Annotated in this window: 14 protein-coding genes and 2 pseudogenes; 3 read left to right on the forward strand and 13 right to left on the reverse strand. The window is 68.2% G+C overall.

What is annotated here, in order from left to right; genetic code table 11:
• Positions 1–19: 19 nt before the first annotated feature.
• The gene (locus ACFYMC_RS09400) at positions 20–3,532 is read left to right on the forward strand and encodes a M28 family peptidase (protein WP_388521274.1); all 3,513 of its coding nucleotides are present in this window, start codon (positions 20–22) and stop codon (positions 3,530–3,532) included.
• 82 nt (positions 3,533–3,614) lie between these two features.
• Here the strand turns inward: ACFYMC_RS09400 and ACFYMC_RS09405 are convergent, their stop codons facing one another.
• Entirely contained in the window at positions 3,615–5,180 is a 1,566-nt protein-coding gene (locus ACFYMC_RS09405; RefSeq protein WP_388521277.1) for a hypothetical protein, read from the reverse strand.
• Positions 5,181–5,566: 386 nt separating this feature from the next.
• On the opposite strand from ACFYMC_RS09405, the gene ACFYMC_RS09410 reads away from it, so the two are divergent.
• Positions 5,567–6,466 carry an aminoglycoside phosphotransferase family protein gene (locus ACFYMC_RS09410; RefSeq protein ID WP_388521280.1) on the forward strand — a complete coding sequence of 300 codons (900 nt, stop codon included), beginning with the start codon at positions 5,567–5,569 and terminating at the stop codon, positions 6,464–6,466.
• Between the two features lie 22 nt (positions 6,467–6,488).
• On the opposite strand, the gene ACFYMC_RS09415 is transcribed toward ACFYMC_RS09410, so the two are convergent.
• Positions 6,489–6,683 carry a hypothetical protein gene (locus ACFYMC_RS09415; protein WP_388521283.1) on the reverse strand — a complete coding sequence of 65 codons (195 nt, stop codon included), beginning with the start codon at positions 6,681–6,683 and terminating at the stop codon, positions 6,489–6,491.
• 278 nt (positions 6,684–6,961) lie between these two features.
• On the opposite strand from ACFYMC_RS09415, the gene ACFYMC_RS09420 reads away from it, so the two are divergent.
• On the forward strand, positions 6,962–8,200 hold the full coding sequence (locus ACFYMC_RS09420; protein WP_388521286.1) for an IS256 family transposase: 1,239 nt from the start codon (positions 6,962–6,964) through the stop codon (positions 8,198–8,200).
• 57 nt (positions 8,201–8,257) lie between these two features.
• Here the strand turns inward: ACFYMC_RS09420 and ACFYMC_RS09425 are convergent, their stop codons facing one another.
• The 11 genes and pseudogenes from ACFYMC_RS09425 to ACFYMC_RS09475 form a co-directional block, all read right to left on the reverse strand.
• The gene (locus ACFYMC_RS09425; protein WP_388521289.1) at positions 8,258–8,917 is read right to left on the reverse strand and encodes an ABC transporter ATP-binding protein; all 660 of its coding nucleotides are present in this window, start codon (positions 8,915–8,917) and stop codon (positions 8,258–8,260) included.
• On the reverse strand, positions 8,910–9,842 hold the full coding sequence (locus ACFYMC_RS09430; RefSeq protein WP_388521400.1) for an ABC transporter ATP-binding protein: 933 nt from the start codon (positions 9,840–9,842) through the stop codon (positions 8,910–8,912). Before ACFYMC_RS09430 ends, ACFYMC_RS09425 begins: the two co-directional genes overlap by 8 nt.
• A 122-nt stretch (positions 9,843–9,964) precedes the next feature.
• The gene (locus ACFYMC_RS09435) at positions 9,965–10,831 is read right to left on the reverse strand and encodes an ABC transporter permease (protein ID WP_388521292.1); all 867 of its coding nucleotides are present in this window, start codon (positions 10,829–10,831) and stop codon (positions 9,965–9,967) included.
• Entirely contained in the window at positions 10,824–11,816 is a 993-nt protein-coding gene (locus tag ACFYMC_RS09440; protein WP_388521295.1) for an ABC transporter permease, read from the reverse strand. Before ACFYMC_RS09440 ends, ACFYMC_RS09435 begins: the two co-directional genes overlap by 8 nt.
• Positions 11,813–12,028 (reverse strand): annotated as a pseudogene (locus tag ACFYMC_RS09445) (ABC transporter substrate-binding protein); the annotation flags it as partial. The gene ACFYMC_RS09440 and the pseudogene ACFYMC_RS09445, both read right to left, overlap by 4 nt.
• Positions 11,950–13,335, reverse strand: coding sequence for an ABC transporter substrate-binding protein (locus ACFYMC_RS09450; protein WP_388521297.1), 1,386 nt, complete (start codon positions 13,333–13,335; stop codon positions 11,950–11,952). The pseudogene ACFYMC_RS09445 and the gene ACFYMC_RS09450, both read right to left, overlap by 79 nt.
• 113 nt (positions 13,336–13,448) lie before the next feature.
• Positions 13,449–13,607: pseudogene (locus tag ACFYMC_RS09455) on the reverse strand (transcriptional regulator); the annotation flags it as partial.
• Between the two features lie 517 nt (positions 13,608–14,124).
• Positions 14,125–15,255, reverse strand: coding sequence for an acyl-CoA dehydrogenase family protein (locus ACFYMC_RS09460; RefSeq protein ID WP_388521403.1), 1,131 nt, complete (start codon positions 15,253–15,255; stop codon positions 14,125–14,127).
• Between the two features lie 11 nt (positions 15,256–15,266).
• A complete protein-coding gene (locus tag ACFYMC_RS09465; RefSeq protein ID WP_388521300.1) occupies positions 15,267–16,475 on the reverse strand; it encodes an acyl-CoA dehydrogenase family protein in 1,209 nt (402 codons plus the stop codon).
• Positions 16,472–17,443, reverse strand: coding sequence for an NADPH:quinone oxidoreductase family protein (locus ACFYMC_RS09470; protein ID WP_388521303.1), 972 nt, complete (start codon positions 17,441–17,443; stop codon positions 16,472–16,474). Before ACFYMC_RS09470 ends, ACFYMC_RS09465 begins: the two co-directional genes overlap by 4 nt.
• 279 nt (positions 17,444–17,722) lie before the next feature.
• Entirely contained in the window at positions 17,723–18,457 is a 735-nt protein-coding gene (locus ACFYMC_RS09475) for a PIG-L deacetylase family protein (RefSeq protein WP_388521305.1), read from the reverse strand.
• Positions 18,458–18,576 lie beyond the last annotated feature (119 nt).

The raw sequence follows: 18,576 nt of genomic DNA on the forward strand, positions 1-18,576 counted from the left end.
CCCACGATCGGAGTGGACGTTGCACCCCACCAGATTCACCGCGGCGTTAACGGCGTTGGCGCTCACCGCCGGCCTCGCCGTCACCCTCGCCGGACCGGCCTCGGCCGACTCGTCCGACCGACCAGAACCACCCCGCCCCGGCGCCTCCGCCGCACGCGCCGTAGCCGCCGCCGACCGGGCCGTGGACAGCGGCCTCGACTCCCTCGTCAACTCCGCTCAGGAGCAGTACGAAAGGCGCATGGTCACCCCTTGGGTGAAGGACCTCTTCTCCGTCGCCTACGAGCGCAGCTACCGCGGCCTGCCGGTCGTCGGCGGTGACGCCGTCGTCCTCGCGGACGGCGAAGGAAAGGTGCGCGCCGTCCAGTCCGCCTCCGCCAGGCGCATCGACGTGGCTACCGAGCCCAGCGTCAGCGCGAAGCGGGCCAAGGCCGTTGCCCGAGCCGAGCTGAGCAAGGTGGACGAGGTCCTTGAGAACCGACTGGTCATCAAGCTGTCTGCCACCAAACAGGTGCTGGCCTGGGAGACCGTACTCAGCGGACGCACCGGGAAGGCACCGAGCCGCCTCCACGTCTTCGTGGACGCCCGCACCGGCAAGGTGATCGACCGCTACGACGACGTGGTCGCCGGCAGCGGTAACAGCAAGTGGAACGGTCCGAGCCCCCTGAGCATCGACACCACCGGCTCCGGCGGCAGCTACTCCCTGCGCGACCCGTCCAGGCCGGGCCTGAGCTGCGCCGACTACAGCACCGGCGCGGTCTTCACCAAGTCTTCGGACTCCTGGGGCACAGGCAACCCCACCAGCAAGGAAACCGGCTGCGTGGACTTGATGTTCGCCGCCCAGAAGCAGTGGGACATGCTGGACCAGTGGCTCGGCCGCAACGGGGTGGACGGCAACGGTCGCAGTTTCCCGGCCAGTGTCGGCCTGCCCCAACTGAACGCGTACTGGGACGGCAGCCGGGTCACCATCGGACGCAACAGCGCCGGCGAGTGGATCGCGGGCGTCGACGTGGTCGGCCACGAGTACGGACACGCGATCGACAGTTACACGCCCGGCGGCACCGGTGGTCAGGAATCGGGCCTCGGCGAAGCCACAGGCGACATCTTCGGTGCCCTCACCGAGGCCTACGCCAACCAGCAAGCCCCCTACGACACCCCCGACTACACCGTCGGTGAGGTGATAAACCTCCAGGGCCGCGGCCCCATCCGCAACATGTACAACCCGCCGGCGGTAAACAACGACCCGGCCTGCTATAGCTCCGCGATACCCGGCACGGAGGTGCACGCGGCGGCCGGACCGATGAACCACTGGTTCTACCTGTTGGCCGAAGGCACCAACCCAGGAGGCGGCAAACCCAACAGCAGTACCTGCAACGGCACTTCACTGACCGGCGTGGGCATTCAGGACGCCGGCAAGATCTTCTACGGCGGCATGCTGCTGAAGACCAGCAGCATGTCCTACAAGAAGTACCGGACCGCGACGCTCAGCGCCGCCAAATCGCTCGACCCCACCACCTGCACCCTCTTCAACAAGACCAAAGCGGCCTGGGACGCGATCAGCGTGCCTGCCCAGTCAGGTGACCCGTCCTGCACGCCCTCGGGGCAGAACGACGACTTCTCGATGGCCCTGAACCCTTCCGGCGGCACCGTTCAACAGGGCGCCTCCGTGAACACCACGGTGGTCACCAACACCACCACCGGCAGCGCCCAGCAGATCACCCTCAGCGCCAGCGGACTGCCGTCCGGAGTCACCGCCTCCTTCAACCCGACGACCGTTCAATCCGGACAGTCCTCGACCCTGACCCTCTCGGCCACCGGTAACGCGGCTCCCGGCTCCTCCAACGTCGTCATCAGAGGTCAGAGTTCGACGCGCAGCCACACCGTGGACTACGCGTTGAACGTGGGGGGCACGCCTCCGGGCAGCGACCCGCCGGACATCAGCGTCGTCAACGTCCAAGCGCACCTGACCCAGTTGAACGCCATCGCCAGTCAGAACGGCGGCAACCGTCGGGCCGGTAGCGCCGGCTACAACCAGTCACTGGCCTATGTGAAGGGCAAACTCCAGTCCGCCGGCTACACCGTCACCGAACAGTACTGCTCGACCTGCACATACCCGTCGAACAACCTGATCGCGGACTGGCCCGGCGGCCCCGCCGACCAGACCGTCATGTTCGGCGCCCACCTCGACGGCGTCTCGGCCGGACCCGCGATCAACGACAACGGCTCGGGCTCGGCGACACTCCTGGAGAACGCGCTGGTCCTCGCACAGAAGAACCCCACCATGACCAAGCACGTACGCTTCGCCTGGTGGACCGACGAAGAGCAGGGCCTCAACGGCTCCGAGTACTACGTCAGCCAGCTGAACAGCGCCCAACGTGCCGCCATCAAGGGCTACTACAACTTCGATATGGTCGGCTCTCCCAACGGCGGCTACTTCATCAACAACCTCAACTCCACCACGGCGGCACCGCTGAGGGCCTACTGGACCTCACTGAACCTGGCCCCCGAGGAGAACACCGAAGGACGTGGGCGCAGCGACGACGCCTCCTTCCAGTCCGTCGGCATCGCCACGTCCGGGTACGCCGCGGGAGCCAGCGCCCGCAAGACCTCGGCGCAGGCGACCAAATGGGGTGGCACCGCCGGCGCCGCCTATGACTCCTGCTACCACAGCTCCTGCGACACCACGAACAACATCAACACCACCGGGCTCAACCGTAGTGCCGACGGTGTGGCGTACGCCCTGTGGAACCTGGCTGTCGGCAGCGACGTCCCCGCGCGGGACTTCTCCCTCAACACCAGCCCGTCCACTGGCAGCGCGACCCCCGGCGACACCGTCACCTCCACGGTCCGGACCACCACGGTCAGCGGCGACCCGCAGACGGTGTCCCTCACCGTCTCCGGTGCGCCCGCCGGGGTGAGCACCACTGTCACCCCCAGCTCAGTACTCTCCGGCTCCTCCTCCACCCTTTCCGTCCGGGTGGGCGACAACGCCACACCGGGCACCTACACGCTGACGGTCACCGGCACCGGCACCGTCAGCCACAGCACCACCTACACACTGACCGTCGGCGGCGGGAACACCTGCACGCCACGTCAGCTCGTGGTCAACGGCGGTTTCGAGAACGGTTCCAGCCCGTGGTCGGCAACCTCCGGCGTCATCACCAGCCAAGCCGGACAGGCACCGCACAGCGGCAACTACAAGGCGTGGTTGAACGGCTGGGGCTCCCCTCGCGTGGACAGTGCCTCGCAGGCGCTGAACATCCCCGCCGGCTGCTCCACCTACCGGCTCTCCTTCTACCTGCACATCGACACCGACGAGGGCCCGTACGTGGCCTATGACCGCTTCACCGTCTCGGTGGGTGGACAGACCCTGGAGAGCTTCTCCAACCTGGACTCTCGGCCCGGCTACCTACACAAGTCCTACGACCTCGCACGATTCGCGGGTCAGAGCGTCACCCTGAAGTTCAACGGCGTGGAAGACCAGTACCTCCAGACCTCCTTCGTGGTCGACGACGTCACACTCCAGATCAGCTGACTCAACCCTGGGCGCATCGCGCTCAGCGACACCGCCCGGCCCGGGCGAGATCCGGGCCGGGCGCCTCGGCATACCGTCGCGTTCAACGACCGTCGCGGACGGCGACGATGCCGTTGAAGACGCCTACGTATGCGGTGGCGTCGGGACCGATGGTGATGGGAGCCCAGTTGTTGTCGTACGCGTATCCCGTACCGGTCAGCTGGCGCCATCTGCGCTCTCCGGTGCGGAAATCAACGGCAGTCAGGTACCAGGCATCGATGCCGCGGGAGTTGGGTTCCTTCTCATAGAAGTAGAGCAGCCCGTTGGTGGTGGAGAGTTTGGGCACCGTGGAGGGAGATCGGACCTCGCTCTCCCAGACGGTGTCACAACCGCCACCGTCCTCTCGCACATCGATGCGAGTAGCTCCGCCGATCACCGTGCGGCCGAAGAGGAGTGAAAACAGGTTGCGATAGCCATAGTTGTTCTCCACGACGAGGCTGTTGCCCCAACTGACCATCGAGTTGTCGGTGGTCGAAGCCCCGAGGCCGAAAACCGGCACCTTGCACACCAGACGATCTCGCGCGCTCACGTGCACACCCCGTCGCAGGACCAGCACGTTCATCCTCTCGTCGGCGTTGTCGGTGATGGCCACGTAGCCGTCACCGAAGAGATCGGGGGTGGTGCCCGAACCCTGGTTGACCGAACCGGGTTTGGTCCCGGTGCCACGGTCATAGGGGTAGCGCCACAGGATCTCGGGTATCCCCTCGGCGTCGGCACGGAAACTGTAGAGGGCGTGGTCCGTAACGATGGAAACACCGTCCTGCGCCACCGAGAAGGAGTTCTGGATCTCCTCCCCCGCCAACCGCGTGACGCGGATGCGCCCGCTCCTCGGATCCAAGGTGCCCACCCTGCCCTGACGGGTCACCCACCAGATGCGCCCGTCCCAGTCCGGCATGACGGACGTGATGGGATCGCAGGGTCCGGTCGGACGGAGCCGGGTCCACCTCACGCAGTCGTGCGGTACCCGGGAGGTCAGGTCCCAGTCGTCGTCGACGACGAACTCCCACTCCCCTGACCGATCCTGTCGGTGTGCGATACGAAGCACGTGCTGACGGGAGTCGGCGAGGACCACCCGGTCGCGGTCGTCAAGGTAGAAGTAGGCTCCTCCTGAGGTGTCCTTGAAGATCTTCTCCGGGTCGAGCGTGGTGAGCGCTGCGATGGTGGACGCGCGCTGCGGCAAGCGGTACTCCGCGAGCACGGACAGCGAGCGGGGTTCCAACAGTTCGAGCCGGAAGCCGCCGAAGGTTCCGCAGACCGTCAGCAGGAGCCCCTTGCGGTCAAAGGCAGCCGTGGCGCATTCGCCCCCCGCTCTCGCGATGCGGCGACTGGTGACCTGCGGGTCACGTCCGAGCGGGCCCGAGTGGGGATAAGTGCCACTGCCCGCGGCGTCCGCGTGCATCCCGCTACGGCCGTTGGGAGCAAGGTAGGGGTGCTGAGGCGGAGCCTGGCCGGCGAGGGGCGAAGGTGCTACAGACCTCCCCTCGTACGCCCGCACGAGGCGGTGACCAGCCGTCTGCGGGATCGTGGTCGAGCCTGCGAAGCTCGCATGGAGCGCCGCCAGCGCGAGCAGAACCGGCAGAACGGCGCAGTAGGGCGGTCTGGGCAGCATGGACGGTCCCTCCGCAGCCGGTCGGTGCGCACCGCTGCCCGACGTTAGAACCGGTTGCCTGAGGTGTCCATGTACGTGCGTCGGATCTGTGGGCTCAGATGCATGCCGTCCAGGCCGCCCGCAGCAGCCAGCGCCCGCATGAGGCCCCGAGCGGCAGCCCCACGGGAGACCGAACCGTGCTGCAAGTCCCCTCTACCATGCCAGCTTGGAATGAGCGCTGTTGATGTGATCGGGCGAAGTCGACTGCGACAGCGGTTATTTCACCGACTCGACTCCTCACCTCTTCAACAAGCCGCAAACGTACGGTCGTTCGGCAGCGTGTCGCTTGAAGGAGCCCGCTGGAAACTTGTTTGACGCCCCCAGGTGGACGGTGATCAACTGCCGTCATGACCGCTGGGCAGGTTCACGCTGGTATGCCACCGATTGACGACGACCTCGTGCGGCGATTGATCGCAGGGCAGTTCCCCAAGTGGGCTGGGCTCACCGTGGGACGGCGTCCGATCTCCGGCACGGTCAACGCCATGTACCGACTCGGTGAGAACATGGCCGTGCGACTGCCGCTGGTGCCGGGCGGAGCAGCGGACGTGTCGACGGAGCAGCACTGGCTGCCCCGCCTGGCACCGCACCTGCCGACATCCGTCCCGCAGGTTCTCGCAGCCGGGCAGCCGGCCCATGGCTATCCGTGGCGGTGGTCGGTTTACGGATGGCTTACAGGAGCTCACCCCGAAGCTGAAGCACTTGAAGAGCCCCTCCTGCTGGCCAAGGACCTGGCCGCATTCGTGGCGGCCATGCGGAGCATCTCTCTTTCGGATGCGCCCCGGGCCCACCGCGGCGGACCGCTGGCCTCGCTCGACGCGCAGACCCGTGCGGCGATCGAGGAGCTGCGTCAGATCCCTGATGAGGGTGTGGACTGTGACGCCGTGGCCGCGGTGTGGCAGGACGCCCTGCGGGTTCCCGAGTGGGGCGGTCCGCCGGTTTGGTTGCACGCCGACCTGATGCCGGGCAACTTGTTGGTCGTGGGCGGCAGGTTGACGTCGGTGATCGACTTCGGCTGCGCAGGGCGGGGAGATCCGTCCTGCGACCTCTTCCCCGCGTGGAACCTCCTACCGCCCGCCGCCAGGAAAGCCTTCCGTGATGCGCTGGCCGTGGACGAGGCGACCTGGACCCGGGGCCGCGGCCGGACACTCTCGCAGGCATTGGTCGCGCTGGCACACTATCGAAAGACCAATCCCGCGATGGCACACAACGCCCGGCATGTGATCCGGGCGGTGCTGGCCGAGCGCTGAGATAGGCCCCCGGGCCGACCCCTCAGGGGTTGAGGCTTCCCACCACGTGAGCCGTGGCCGCGAGCCCGTCCTCGATGGTCGGAGCCATACTGGAACTGGCGAGGAAGAATCCAAGGAGCATGCACACCAGGGCATGACCGACCTTCAGTCCGCCGCTCCGCAGAAAAACGACCATGAGAATGAGCAGCAGTAGGACCGCTGAAATGGAAAGGGCCATCGGTGTCCTCCTCGTCGGCGCCCCATCCTGACGTGATGCGCGGGCCTTTCGGAGGATCGGCCTGTCCGCCGAACGAGTGTCGAACGGCCCTTCCCCACCTCGCACTGGGTCTGGAGAGCACGAACCGCCCTTGCGCCTCAAGGGGGTTGCGTCCTGGGAAGTGGTGTACGGGCTGAACCTGATCCGGGGGTTTGCTCCGGCGTCGGGGTGAGGCCCGCATAGACGAACGGCCACCGGCTGATCTTCGAAGTGTCGAAGCCTCGAAGGAGATCAGCACGATGACCGCACCAGACAGTCTGCCCCTGCACGCCCTCGCCGAGAACAACCTCGCTGCGGCGAGTCCCGATCTGCTGCGCGCGATGATCAAAACGTTCGCCGACGCGCTCATGTCAGCGGAGGCCGACGCGCTCTGCAACGCCGAATACGGGCAGGTCAGCGAGGAACGCGTCAACCACCGCAACGGCTACCGCCCGCGCGAGTGGGACACCCGCGCCGGGACCGTCGAGCTCGCCGTCCCCAAGCTGCGGCAGGGCAGCTACTTCCCGCACTGGCTCCTGGAGCGCCGCCGCCGAGCCGAACAGGCCCTCATCTCCGTGGTCGCCACCGCCTACCTCCTCGGCGTCTCCACCCGACGCGTCGAGAAACTCGCCGAGTCCCTCGGCGTCACCCAGCTGTCGAAGTCCCAGGTCAGCGCGATGGCCAAGCACCTGGACGAACAGGTCGCAGCCTTCCGCAACCGGCCACTGGACGCCGGCCCGTACTCGTTCGTCTGGGTCGACGCGCTCACCCAGAAGGTCCGCGAAGGCGGCCGCATCATCAACGTCCACGCGCTGATCGCGGTCGGCGTCAACGCCGACGGACACCGCGAGATCCTCGGCCTGGACGTCGCGACCGCCGAGGACGGCGCCGGCTGGCTCGCCTTCCTCCGTTCCCTGATCGCCCGCGGCCTCACGGGCGTCCAGCTCGTCGTCTCCGACGCCCACGCCGGCCTCGTCGACGCGATCGGCGCCACCCTTCCCGGCGCGTCCTGGCAGCGTTGCCGCACCCACTACGCGCGGAATCTGCTCAGCCAGGTCCCCAAATCGGCCCAGCCGTGGGTGGCCACGCTCCTGCGGACCGTGTTCGAACAGCCCGACACCGACGCGGTGAAGGCCCAGATGCGACACGTCCTGGACGCGCTGGAAGCCAAGTTCCCCAAAGCCGCAGCCCACTTGGACGCCGCCCAGCACGACCTGCTGGCCTTCACCGCCTTCCCACGCGAGATCTGGAAGCAGATCTGGTCGAACAACCCGCAGGAACGGCTGAACAAGGAGATCCGCCGCCGCACCGACGTCGTCGGGATCTTCCCCGACCGCACCGCCGTGATCCGCCTGGTCGGAGCGGTCCTGGCCGAGCAGAACGACGAATGGACCGAAGCCCGCCGCTACATGGGCCGCGAACTCCTCGCCAAGGCCCGACTCCACCCGATCGAGTCAGAAACCAACGAAACCACCATCCCGACCGAACTCACCGCATAGCCTCAAAGGCGAGATCACCGAGTGGCCGTCGATACACCACTCCAGCGGACGTGACCCTCAAGGGGTCGTGATCTCGCTCCAATGGGCAGTACGTTCACACCAACGTTGCAACAACACCCGGTCATGGCCGATCGCGAGGAGTGCAGCTCCCGTTTCGCCCCGATACTCCTCGACCACACCGACCAGTGCCGCGGTCGTGGAGGCGTCCAGCATCGCCGTCATCTCGTCACACACCAGCAAACGGGGACGGAGCACCAAAGCCCGGGCCAGGCAGGCTCGCTGCAACTGGCCATCACTGACTTCGTGCGGTCGCCTGTTGAGGAGGTCCGCTCCGAGGCCCACTCGATCGCTCAACTCCGACGTCGCACGGCGGGCTTCGGCGCGTCGTCCGACGGCACGCAGGGGTTCTGCGATCAGGTCCCGTAGCCGAAGCCGGGGGTCCACCGAGGTGCGGGGCTGCTGGAAGACCACTCCAACACAAGTGCGTTGGGAGCGCGGTGCGTGGTGGCGCCAGCGGCTGACGGGGACGCCGTCGAGTACGACCCTGCCGTGCTGGGGCTCATGGAGCAGGCTTGAGACCCGGGCCAGCGTGGACTTTCCACAGCCGCTGGGGCCCAGGAGCCCCAGTGAGGTGCCCGGCGCCAGCCTCAGGTTCGCGCCGCGCACCACCGGGTCCTTGGGGCCGTATCCGGCCGTGACGTCGGTGAGTTCAAGCACGTGGCTGCTCCGGATGGTGACAGGCCAGATCTCCGGCGAACTCGGGTCGCGTGACGCAGCGGGTGTCCGCTCTCGGGCACCGCTCAGCGAAGGCGCAACCGGAAGGGAGTGAGGTGAGCGGCGGCGGGGTTCCGGGTATCGGGGTGAAGGCTCGCTCGGGCAGGGCGTCGAGGAGCGCGCGGGCGTAGGGGTGACGTGGACCGGGGTCACCAAAGAAGCGGTGCGCCTTGGATATCTCCACGATGCGACCGGCGTACATCACCGCCACGTTGTCGGCGATCCGAGCTGCCGCAGCGAGATCGTGGGTGATCATCAGTAGCCCGTGGCCACGGTCCGCGTGCGTACGCAGTTCGTCGACGGTGCGCTCGACCAGATCGCGGTCCAGACCCGTGGTCGGCTCGTCGGCTATGAGCAAGGGCGCCTCGCCGACCAGGGCCAAGGCGGTGGCCGCACGCTGTGCGAGACCACCGGAGAGCTCATGCGGGTAGCGGTCCAGGTGGTCCAGGGGGTAGGCGGCTCGCGTGGCGGCGGCTTCGACGGCAGGCCGAAGTCCCGCCCTGCGAACGCCGGTCAGGGCCCGGACCGTCTCCTTCATGTGGGCGCGCACGGTGCGCACCGGCGTGAGGTGGGTCGCGGGGCTCTGCGGCACCAGTCCGACGCGCCGGCCTCGTACCGTGCGGGCGAGGATGCGCTCCCCTGCGGTGGTCAGGTCAAGGCCGTCCTGGAGCACGGCCCGGCCGGCGACCTCAGCGTTGCGCGGTAGCAGGCCCAGGAGCGCGGAGGCCAGTACCGACTTCCCGCAGCCGCTCTCCCCGACGAGGGCAAGGCACTCGCCGGCGGCCAGATCGAACCGGGCGTCGGTGACGGCAGCGACCTGGCGCCCACCAGCCGCGCGAAAGCGCACGGACAGTCCTTGGACCGACAGGACGCAAGATTGGCCCTCGTGGGTCGGCGACGCCCCTTGAGTGCTCCGCGACTGGGTACGGCGCGGCCCGCTGGAGTGCGGCGGGGCGGCGCCTCGGTGTGTCTGGTCCTGTTCGGGAGGGGTCACAGCATCAGTTCCGATCGGCGTCGCGGGTTGATCCTTTCGCGCCAGGCGCTGGCCAGGCCCGCGAGCGCGAGAGCGGGAAGGATCAGGAGGAGACCGGGGAAGAGGGTGGGCCACCAGTCGCCGGCGAGGAGCGGCCCCCTGGCGTCCTGCACCAGGGTGCCGAGGCTGGGCTGGTGGGCGGGCATGCCGAGGCCGAGGAAGGACAGCGCCGACTCGTGCCACATGGCGTGCGGCACCATGAGCACCGCGGCGAGGCCGGCCTGAGGCAGTACGGCGGGCAGGAAGTGTCGGACGGCCACGCGCGTGCGCGAGGCGCCGCCGGAGATGGCTGCGTCGATGAAGGGGCGCGTCCGCAAGGTCAGCACTTCGGCACGGACGATCCGCGCCGTGGAGAGCCAGTGGGTCACTGCGACGGAGGCCACCACGGGCCACAGGCCGGGGCGGAAGAGAGCCACGATGAAGATGCCGAGCAGCAGGTGGGGAACGGCGGAGAGGCAGTCGACGGCACGCATCAGGAGCCGGTCGGTCCACCCGCCCCGGGCGGCGGCTGCCACTCCCACGGCGGTGCCGAGGAGGGTCGCCACCGCTGCGGCGACCACTCCCACGAGCAGGGAGATCCTCAGACCATGGGTGCTGCGCAGGAGGAGGTCGCGGCCGAGCCCGTCGGTACCGAAGGGATGCACGCAGGAGGGCGGCTGGAGCCTGGCCGCGAGGTCGACGGCTTCAGGGTCGAACGGGACCAGTGGTGGTACCAGCGTCACGGCGAGCACGAGGAGACCCATGACCGCGGCTGACGCGCTGACCCGCAGGGTGTGGGTGCTGCGAAGGCTGCGCCCGGCCGGGCGCCAAGTGGGCTCAGCCATCGAAACCCACTCGCGGGTCCGCGAGGCCGTACAGCAGGTCTGACAGGAGGTTGCCGGCGAGTACGGCAGCGGTGGCCAGTACGGTCAGGGCTGCCAGCAGCGCGAAGTCCACGGAGACCGCGGCCTGGACGGTTGCTGCGGCTATGCCGGGCCAACTGAAGACGGTCTCAACCAACAGGGCCCCCGTGATCAGCTCTGGGACTCGGGAGCCGATGAGCGTCAGCATAGGAAGCATTCCGCAGCGCAGGGCGTGGCGTAGCAGGACGGTCCACTGGTTCAGGCCACGGGCGCGGGCGCCCCGGACAGAGTCCTCTTCGAGGGCGTCGGCCACTCCCTGGCGTACGTAGAAGAAGAACCAGGGCAGTTGGGAGATGCCCAGCACCGAGGCAGGGAGAACAAGGTGGGATGTCACCTGTGCTGTCGTAATGCCATCGCTATCGAGATCGGTGAGCCCGCCTGCGGGCAGTACGTCCATGTGCACTGCGAAGAACCAGATGGCCAGCAGCCCGACCCAGAAGACGGGTGAGGCCTCCAGGGTGTAGGTGACGGCGGAGGTCAGCCGGTCGAGCCAGCCGCCGGGGTTGCGGGCGGCGGTGACGCCAAGGAGCGTCCCGCAGGTGAGGGCGAGGACGAAGGCGGTGGCGGCGAGCAGGGAGGACCAGCCCAGGCGTTCGGCGATGACCTCGGCAACAGGTTGCCTCAGCACGGTGGAGTGACCGAGGTCTCCCGTCGCGGCAGCGTTGACCCAACCCAGCCACCGTCTGATCACGGGCTGGTCCAGGCCGAGGTTGACACGCAGTTGATCGAGGTCGGCTTGTGAGGAGCTGAGCCCTGCGGCTCCTGCGTACGCCTTGACGGGATCGAGGGGGGACAGAGCGGCCAGGGCGAACACGCCGAAGGTGACGACCACGAGGACAGGGGCGGCGAACAGGGTTCGTCGCCCCGCCATCCGTGCCATCGCCCCCCAGGGGAGGCGATGCGTCATGTCCCGGGCGTCCGCATAGTCTTCGCGGCGGCTTCGGGGTCGGGCTGCCAGTCCTCCACGTTCCACCACGGCCCGGTTGCCAGGCCGTGGTCGTGTGGTTCCACCTGGGTGGTCAGGCCCCGCCAGGAGTCGTTCATGACGTAGAGATGGTCGATATGAGTGAGGAAGGTGTACCCGGGGTTCTTCTGGAGCTCGCGTTGGACGATGTCGTAGTGGTCAGCAACTGGTACTGGTCGAAGTCCGGGTCCGCCGGTGATCCCCCGCCGGCCAGCACGGCATCGGTCCTCATCCGCGGTTCGATGGCCTCCCAGGCACCGGCCTCGGTCCTGATCTCGATGCCCACCTTCTTGGCGTCCGAGGCGTAGGCCAGTGCATGGTCCTGACGTAGTTCGTCACCACTGGGGTACCAGAGCGGGAAGGAGGCACGCAGCCCGTCTCGTTCACGCACACCGTCCTTGCCGGGCTGCCAACCGGCGGCGTCCAGAATCCTCTTGGCCGCATCCAGATCACGGGTCCGCTCGGTGCCGGGGGTGAACCACGGGCTGTCGGTGGGAACGGGACCGTACGCGGGCTTGCCCGCTCCTTCGAGGATCGAGTCGACCATCGCCTGGCGGTCCACAGCCACATCCAGCGCCTTTCGCACTGCAATGTCACCAGTGACCTTGTTGTGTGTCGGGAGAGTAACCGTCCGATAGTCGAAGGACTTCGCCGCGTACGTCACCCTGCCGTGCCCACGGAACCCGGACGCCAGATTGGGCGGCAGAACGGCTCCGTCGAGCTCGCCGGAACGCAGTCGGGTGGCACGCACGTCATCGTCCTTGATGACCGCCATGGTGAACTTCCGCACCGCCGGCTCGCCTCGCCAGTAGTGGGGGTTGGCAGTGAAGCCCAGCTTCTCCCCCTTGCTCCAGGTGCTCAGCAGGTAGGGGCCGGTGCCGACCGGTCTGGTGGAGAAATCACCGCTGTTGACGTTCTGCCGTGCGGCGATGTGCTCGGGCGCGATGGGCAGCACGGTCCGCTCGGCGAAGGGTGCGTACGGGTACTTGAGCGTGAAGACCACCTCGCCCTCGCCCCGCGCCTCGACGCGCTCGACGGCGTCGAGTTCCGTCTTCGACGGATTGTTCGTGCCCTTGTCCAAGATGGTGCGGTAGGTGAAGACGACGTCCTTGGCACCGAAGGGCTCGCCGTCGCTGAACTTCACACCGCGACGCAGCGTGAAGGTGTAGGTGAGCCTGTCCGCCGAGACCCGGGGCAACGCCGTCGCCAGGGCCGGCTGGAGCTTCATCTGCGCGTCACGGGTCAACAGGCCGTCGAAGATCTTGGAGTTGCCGTCCTTGCCGTACCCAAGGAGTGGACTCAGGGTTTCCGGTTCATGGGCGATACCCACCACCACCGAGTCCTTGCGACCCCCAACAGCCGCAGCACCGCCCCCATCCGAGCGCGAACACGCCCCCGCGCTCGTGACGAGTGCGAGGACGAGCGCCGTGGCGACCGCCCCTCTTGCCGATCGGGCCGTCATGCAGTGCACATCCTTGGAGCCTGGGGAGCCAGCGGGCTGTCCCGAATCAAACGCTATTGCAAACTAGTCGCAATTAAACCGCATGGATCGGCCTTGCCCTCCATCGGGAGGAATCAGCCCGAGGTCGTCACCAGGAGCTCGCCCACTTCGGTGCGGTGGTAGAGCACCGAACACCCCGCCCTTCGACGCTCGACGAGCCGCGCCTCACGGAGCACCTTCAGATGCCTGCCGACGGACCCCAGCCCCTGACCGTTGAGCGCCACGAGCTGCGTTCCTCTTGTGGCAGGAGCAGCTCCTGGTACGGGTGCCGTACTAATCGGCCGGTCACGCACTCGGGCTGCACGCATCAGGGGAGCAAGCCCCCGGCGGGACAGCCCTGAGGAGCACGTCCTGGCCGGGGTGCTTTCGAGCACGAAGTCCCGCTCCTGCCAGACACCAGCTGCGAGTTGACGAATCGGGACGCGAACCGGGGGACGACTGTTGCCCATCCCCCGTCAGGAGAAGCAACCCGCAGCTGTGCTCGCAGGACAGCCCGAGCCCTCCGGCGCCGTGCACCCGAAGGCGCCGGAGGGCTCGCTCGTCGGTCCTGGATCTGCCGACAGCGCGGCCACGTGCTATTCCAGGCGCGCGGGTCCGGCCGGGACCTGAAGGGACGGCCTGGGCCAGCGAATCAGGCCAGGCCAAGCCCAACTCCTTCGTGCAGGAGGACTGCAGCGGAGCTGAGGGGCGCCTGTCCACGGGACCGGACTAACACCCCGAAGGGCGCGCAGCCCCAAGAGCGTGCCCCGCTCATGGAGCGGGTAGTGCCATCAGGCCCGCCACGGTCTCCCGGTGGCGGCCGGGCGCTCCCAGGGCAAGCACATCGGCCTTCGCCCGCTTGAGGTAGAGGTGGGCAGGGTGCTCCCAGGTCATCGCGATGCCTCCGTGCAGTTGGATGCACTCCTCTGCCGCGTGAACAGCCACCTGTGCGCAGTAGGACTGGGCGACCGCGACCGCGAGCGACGCACCGGGGCTGGCTGTGGCCAGCGCGTCCGCGGCGCTGCGCGCCGCTGCCCGAGCGGAAGCGACCTCAAGCCACAGCTGGGCCAACCGGTGTTTGACCGCCTGGAAGGAACCGACAGGCCGGTTGAACTGATGACGCTGCTTGCTGTAGAGAGCTGTCTCAGCCAAGCACCACTCTGCCAGGCCGAGTTGTTCGGAGGCCAGGAGCCCGGAGCCCGTCAGCAAGGCTCGCGAGACCGCCGAGCGGCCGGTCCGTGGTCCTGCCAGCAGCACACCCCGGGCCCCCTTCAATTGCACGGTGGCGAGCGGTCGGGTCAGGTCAAGGGAGGTCCGCGGGGTGATCACAGCGGCTGAAGCCGCCACCGCGTGGAGCCCGCTGTCCGCGAGGACCAGCAGCACGTCCGCGGCCACCGCATCGGCCACACCCGTGATGGTGCCTTCCAGTACGCCGCCACCGAGGTCCCGCACCACCGGGTTCGGCTCCGCGGTGGGAGCGGTCGTCAGCGGGATGGCCGGGACGTGCACCGACTCGCCTGAGGCCAACTCCCTTAGGTGGCCCACGACGGCCGGGCGGGCGCTGTCGCAGCCGAGGAGCATCTGTGCTGCGAGGACAGCGCAGGTCAGGTACGGCGTGGGAGCAACGGTTCGGCCGAGTTCCTCCAGGACGACAGCGACTTCCCGGTGCGTTGCCCCCTGGCCGCCCCACTGCTCGGGCACCAGGAGACCGGCGGTACCGGTCTCCACAGCGAGGGTTTGCCACAACGCCGGGTCATGCGGGCGATCACCCTCAACGCGGCTGAGGATCTTGGCGGGAGTAGCACGCTCGGACAGCAATGCCCTTACAGCTGCGCGCAGTTCGTTCTCCGTCTCGGAGTAGAGGAGGTCCGGTGCGGCATCGGGCGCGGTGGTGTCGGCCATCGGGTTCCGGTTCAACGAGCCAGGTCCTTCCAGGGAACGTCCTTGTCTTCACGGGGTTCGGACGGCAAGCCGAGGACCCGCTCGGCGACGATGTTGAGGAGGATCTCCGAGGTGCCGCCCTCGATGGAGTTGCCTTTGGCGCGCAGGTAGCGGTAGGCGGGGTCGCGTCCGGTGAAGTCGACGCCCTCAGGCCGGCGCATGGTCCAGTCCTCGTAGAACAGGCCTTCCTGGGCGCACAGTTCCAGCTCCAGTCCGCTGATCTCCTGGTTCAGTCGGGCGAAGGTGAGCTTCATGCCGGAGCCCTCGGGCCCGGGTTGACCGGCCGCGAGCTGCTGGCGCAGCCGCTCGGCGGTCAGGCGTGCGACCTCCGCCTCCACCCAGAGGGTCAGCAAGCGCTGATGCAGATCGTGGCTGCGCAGGTCAGGGCGTTCGCGCCAGGTCCGGGCGACGGAAGCGATCATCCCACCCTCGCGCGGCAGGCGCGCCCCGCCGATGGAGACCCTCTCGTTCATCAAGGTGGTACGAGCGACCTGCCACCCTTGCCCGACTTCGCCCAGTCGATGGGCGTCGGGAATGCGTACGCCGGTGAGGAACACCTCGTTGAACTCTGCCTCACCGGTGATCTGGCGTAGCGGGCGTACTTCCACACCAGGGTCTGACATGTCACATAGGAAGTAGGTGATGCCCTGGTGCTTGGGCAGTTCGGGGTGGGTGCGGGCGACAAGGATGGCCCACTGCGCGGCATGGGCCCCCGAGGTCCAGACCTTCTGCCCGTCCACGATCCAGTCGCCCCCGCAGACGTCCGCTTCCAAGACCGCGCGGGTGCCAAGAGCGGCCAGGTCGGAACCCGCCCCGGGCTCGCTGAAGAGCTGGCACCACACCTCCTCCCCGAGCCAGAGCGGGCGCAGGAAGCGTCGCTTCTGCTCCTCGGTTCCATAGGCCAGGATGGTGGGTGCGGCCATCCCCAACCCGATGCCGATCCGACGGGGGTCATTGTCGGGTGCTCCGGCAGCTTCGAGTTCGGCGTCGACCACCCGCTGGAGGGAGCGGGGGGCGCCGAGGCCCCCGAGACCGCGCGGATAGTGCACCCAGGCGAGTCCGGCGTCGAACCGGGCCTGGAGGAAGGTGGCCCGATCCGTCCTGGCTGGCGGATGAGCGACCAGCAACTCCTTGGTGCGGTGGCGCAGGTCCTGCGCGTCGAGGGTGTTCTGCGCGGTCAACGGGAGCCGCCCAGAGGGGGCAGGACCACGATCCGACCTGTGCTGTGGCCGTCCGCGACCCGCTGTACCGCGTCAGCTGCACCTTCCAACGGCACGCGTTCGCTCACCAGAGGTCGTAGGGCCCCCTGCGCGGCCAGCTTGGTCAACTCCTCGTGGCAGACGCGGACCGCCACGGGGTCGTGGGTGTTGTACAGGCCCCAGTGGAGCCCCAGGATCGAGTAGTTCTTCACCAGGGCGTGGTTGAGGGCAGGGGTGGGCACCGTGCCGCTGGCGAAGCCGACGACCACGATGCGCCCCTCGAAGGCCACGCTCTTCGCCGACTGGGTGTACGCGGCGCCGCCCACGGGGTCGTAGGCCACGTCCACGCCTCGTCCCCCGGTGAACTCCTTCACCCGTGCGACGACGTCTTCGGTGCGCCGGTCGATCACCAGGTCGCAGCCGAGACCAGCTGCGACCGCGGCCTTCTCCGCACCCCCGACCACGCCGATGACCGTCGCCCCGGCGGCTTTGCCCAGTTGCACGGCGGCACTGCCGACGCCGCCGGCCGCGGCATGCACCAGCAAGCTCTCGCCCGCTTCCAGGTGTGCCCGACGGTGCAGTCCGAACCAGCCGGTCTGGTAGCCGATGTGGAGCGCAGCCGCCTCGGCGTCATCGAGGGATTCGGGTGCCGGCAGCAACGCCGCCGCTTCGGCGGTGACGTGTTCGGCGAATCCGCCGAACGGAAGACGGGGGTTGGCGATGACACGCCGACCGTCCTCGGTCTCACCGCAGATCTCCACCCCCGGCGTGAAGGGCAGGGGTGGCCGGAGCTGGTACTGACCACGGCACAGAAGCGCGTCGGGGAAGTTGACGTTGGCGGCCAGGACCCTCAGCCGTACCTCTCCGGCGGCTGGCTCCGGATCTGGTGTCTGTTCGAGCCGCATGACCTCACGCGGTTCGCCGTTCGTGTGCACTCGCCATGCCTGCATCCGGGGGCCTCCAGCCGCCGTCGTCGGACCGTGCCGAGACGCATACTAAGCGGTCGCTTGTCGAGCGCACCAGAGGAGGGCGGCGCCCACCGCACACCCGAGCGGAACAGCCTCGTTCCTTCCCGGGAGCAGCGCCGCGGGGTGCTGCACGCGGCTGAGCGCCCCCTGGACCACATCCGTCCGACAGCACGCACAGCCGCCAGGGCCCACGCCCCTGCCCACACCTGGATCCACCCGCCCCAGGACGGCCCGGCCATGTGACAGGGGCACCGGGTCAGATCAGCGGGGGAAGAGTTCGAAGGGCACCGCCGGCTTGCCTCCGAAGCGATCGGCCACGGAGTGGGCGTTGGACGTCAGGAAGTTCCGTACGTAGGCCTCCGGATCCTCCTTTGTCAGCACCTCGATGTACGCACGGTGCTCCAGCAGGGAGAGCACCGAACGCTCCAGTCCCGCCGTGGCGTCGGCTGCGTGCGTAGGCGAGGAGGAACCGGACACGGCGACCCAGCGCACCCCGTTCCACGGGTCCAGACCCTGCTCGGCCAGTTCGGGGAAGATCCACCGGTTCCCGGCGTCGGCCGCGGCGTCCAGGGTGGCCCGCCCCACGGCCCGGTGGTCCGGGGTGTTCCAGGCGACGCCACCCCAGGTGTCCCGGTGGTTCAGGGTGATCACCAACTCGGGACGGTGCCGCCGGATCGCAGCTGCGATGTCCCGACGCAGGTCCAGACCGTACTCGATCACACCGTCGCGGTAGTCCAGGAACTCGACGGTGTCGACCCCGACAACGGCCGCGCTGGCGCGCTGCTCCGCCTCCCGTACCGGAGCGCAGGTGACCGGGTCCATGGTGTCGATACCCGCCTCGCCCCGGCTGGCGAGCAGGTAGACGACCTCTCGACCGCCGTCCGTCCAGTCCGCGATCGCCGCGGCGCATCCGTACTCGAGGTCGTCGGGGTGAGCGACCACGGCGAGGGCGCGCCTCCAGTCGCTGGGCATGGGTTCCAACTGTTGGTCAGTCATGATGCGCACAATAGGCGACCGGAACCATCAAACGGCTGTCCCGTGGTCCGTGGTGGATCAGCGTGCGGCATCAGTTGCGGTACCTGGCGAGGCGCACGGGCGTCCTCGCACCGGGCGCA

The sequence above is a fragment of the Streptomyces sp. NPDC006879 genome, assembly GCF_042869595.1.
Taxonomy (GTDB): Bacteria; Actinomycetota; Actinomycetes; order Streptomycetales; family Streptomycetaceae; genus Streptomyces.

What these genes read in the sequence shown, in the direction of transcription:
- ACFYMC_RS09405 (WP_388521277.1), bottom strand. Translation starts at nt 5,180, where the DNA reads ATGCTGCCCAGACCGCCCTACTGCGCCGTTCTGCCGGTTCTGCTCGCG.
- ACFYMC_RS09410 (WP_388521280.1), top strand. Translation starts at nt 5,567, where the DNA reads ATGACCGCTGGGCAGGTTCACGCTGGTATGCCACCGATTGACGACGAC.
- ACFYMC_RS09415 (WP_388521283.1), bottom strand. Translation starts at nt 6,683, where the DNA reads ATGGCCCTTTCCATTTCAGCGGTCCTACTGCTGCTCATTCTCATGGTC.
- ACFYMC_RS09420 (WP_388521286.1), top strand. Translation starts at nt 6,962, where the DNA reads ATGACCGCACCAGACAGTCTGCCCCTGCACGCCCTCGCCGAGAACAAC.
- ACFYMC_RS09435 (WP_388521292.1), bottom strand. Translation starts at nt 10,831, where the DNA reads ATGGCTGAGCCCACTTGGCGCCCGGCCGGGCGCAGCCTTCGCAGCACC.
- ACFYMC_RS09440 (WP_388521295.1), bottom strand. Translation starts at nt 11,816, where the DNA reads ATGACGCATCGCCTCCCCTGGGGGGCGATGGCACGGATGGCGGGGCGA.
- ACFYMC_RS09450 (WP_388521297.1), bottom strand. Translation starts at nt 13,335, where the DNA reads ATGACGGCCCGATCGGCAAGAGGGGCGGTCGCCACGGCGCTCGTCCTC.
- ACFYMC_RS09460 (WP_388521403.1), bottom strand. Translation starts at nt 15,255, where the DNA reads ATGGCCGACACCACCGCGCCCGATGCCGCACCGGACCTCCTCTACTCC.
- ACFYMC_RS09470 (WP_388521303.1), bottom strand. Translation starts at nt 17,443, where the DNA reads ATGCAGGCATGGCGAGTGCACACGAACGGCGAACCGCGTGAGGTCATG.
- ACFYMC_RS09475 (WP_388521305.1), bottom strand. Translation starts at nt 18,457, where the DNA reads ATGACTGACCAACAGTTGGAACCCATGCCCAGCGACTGGAGGCGCGCC.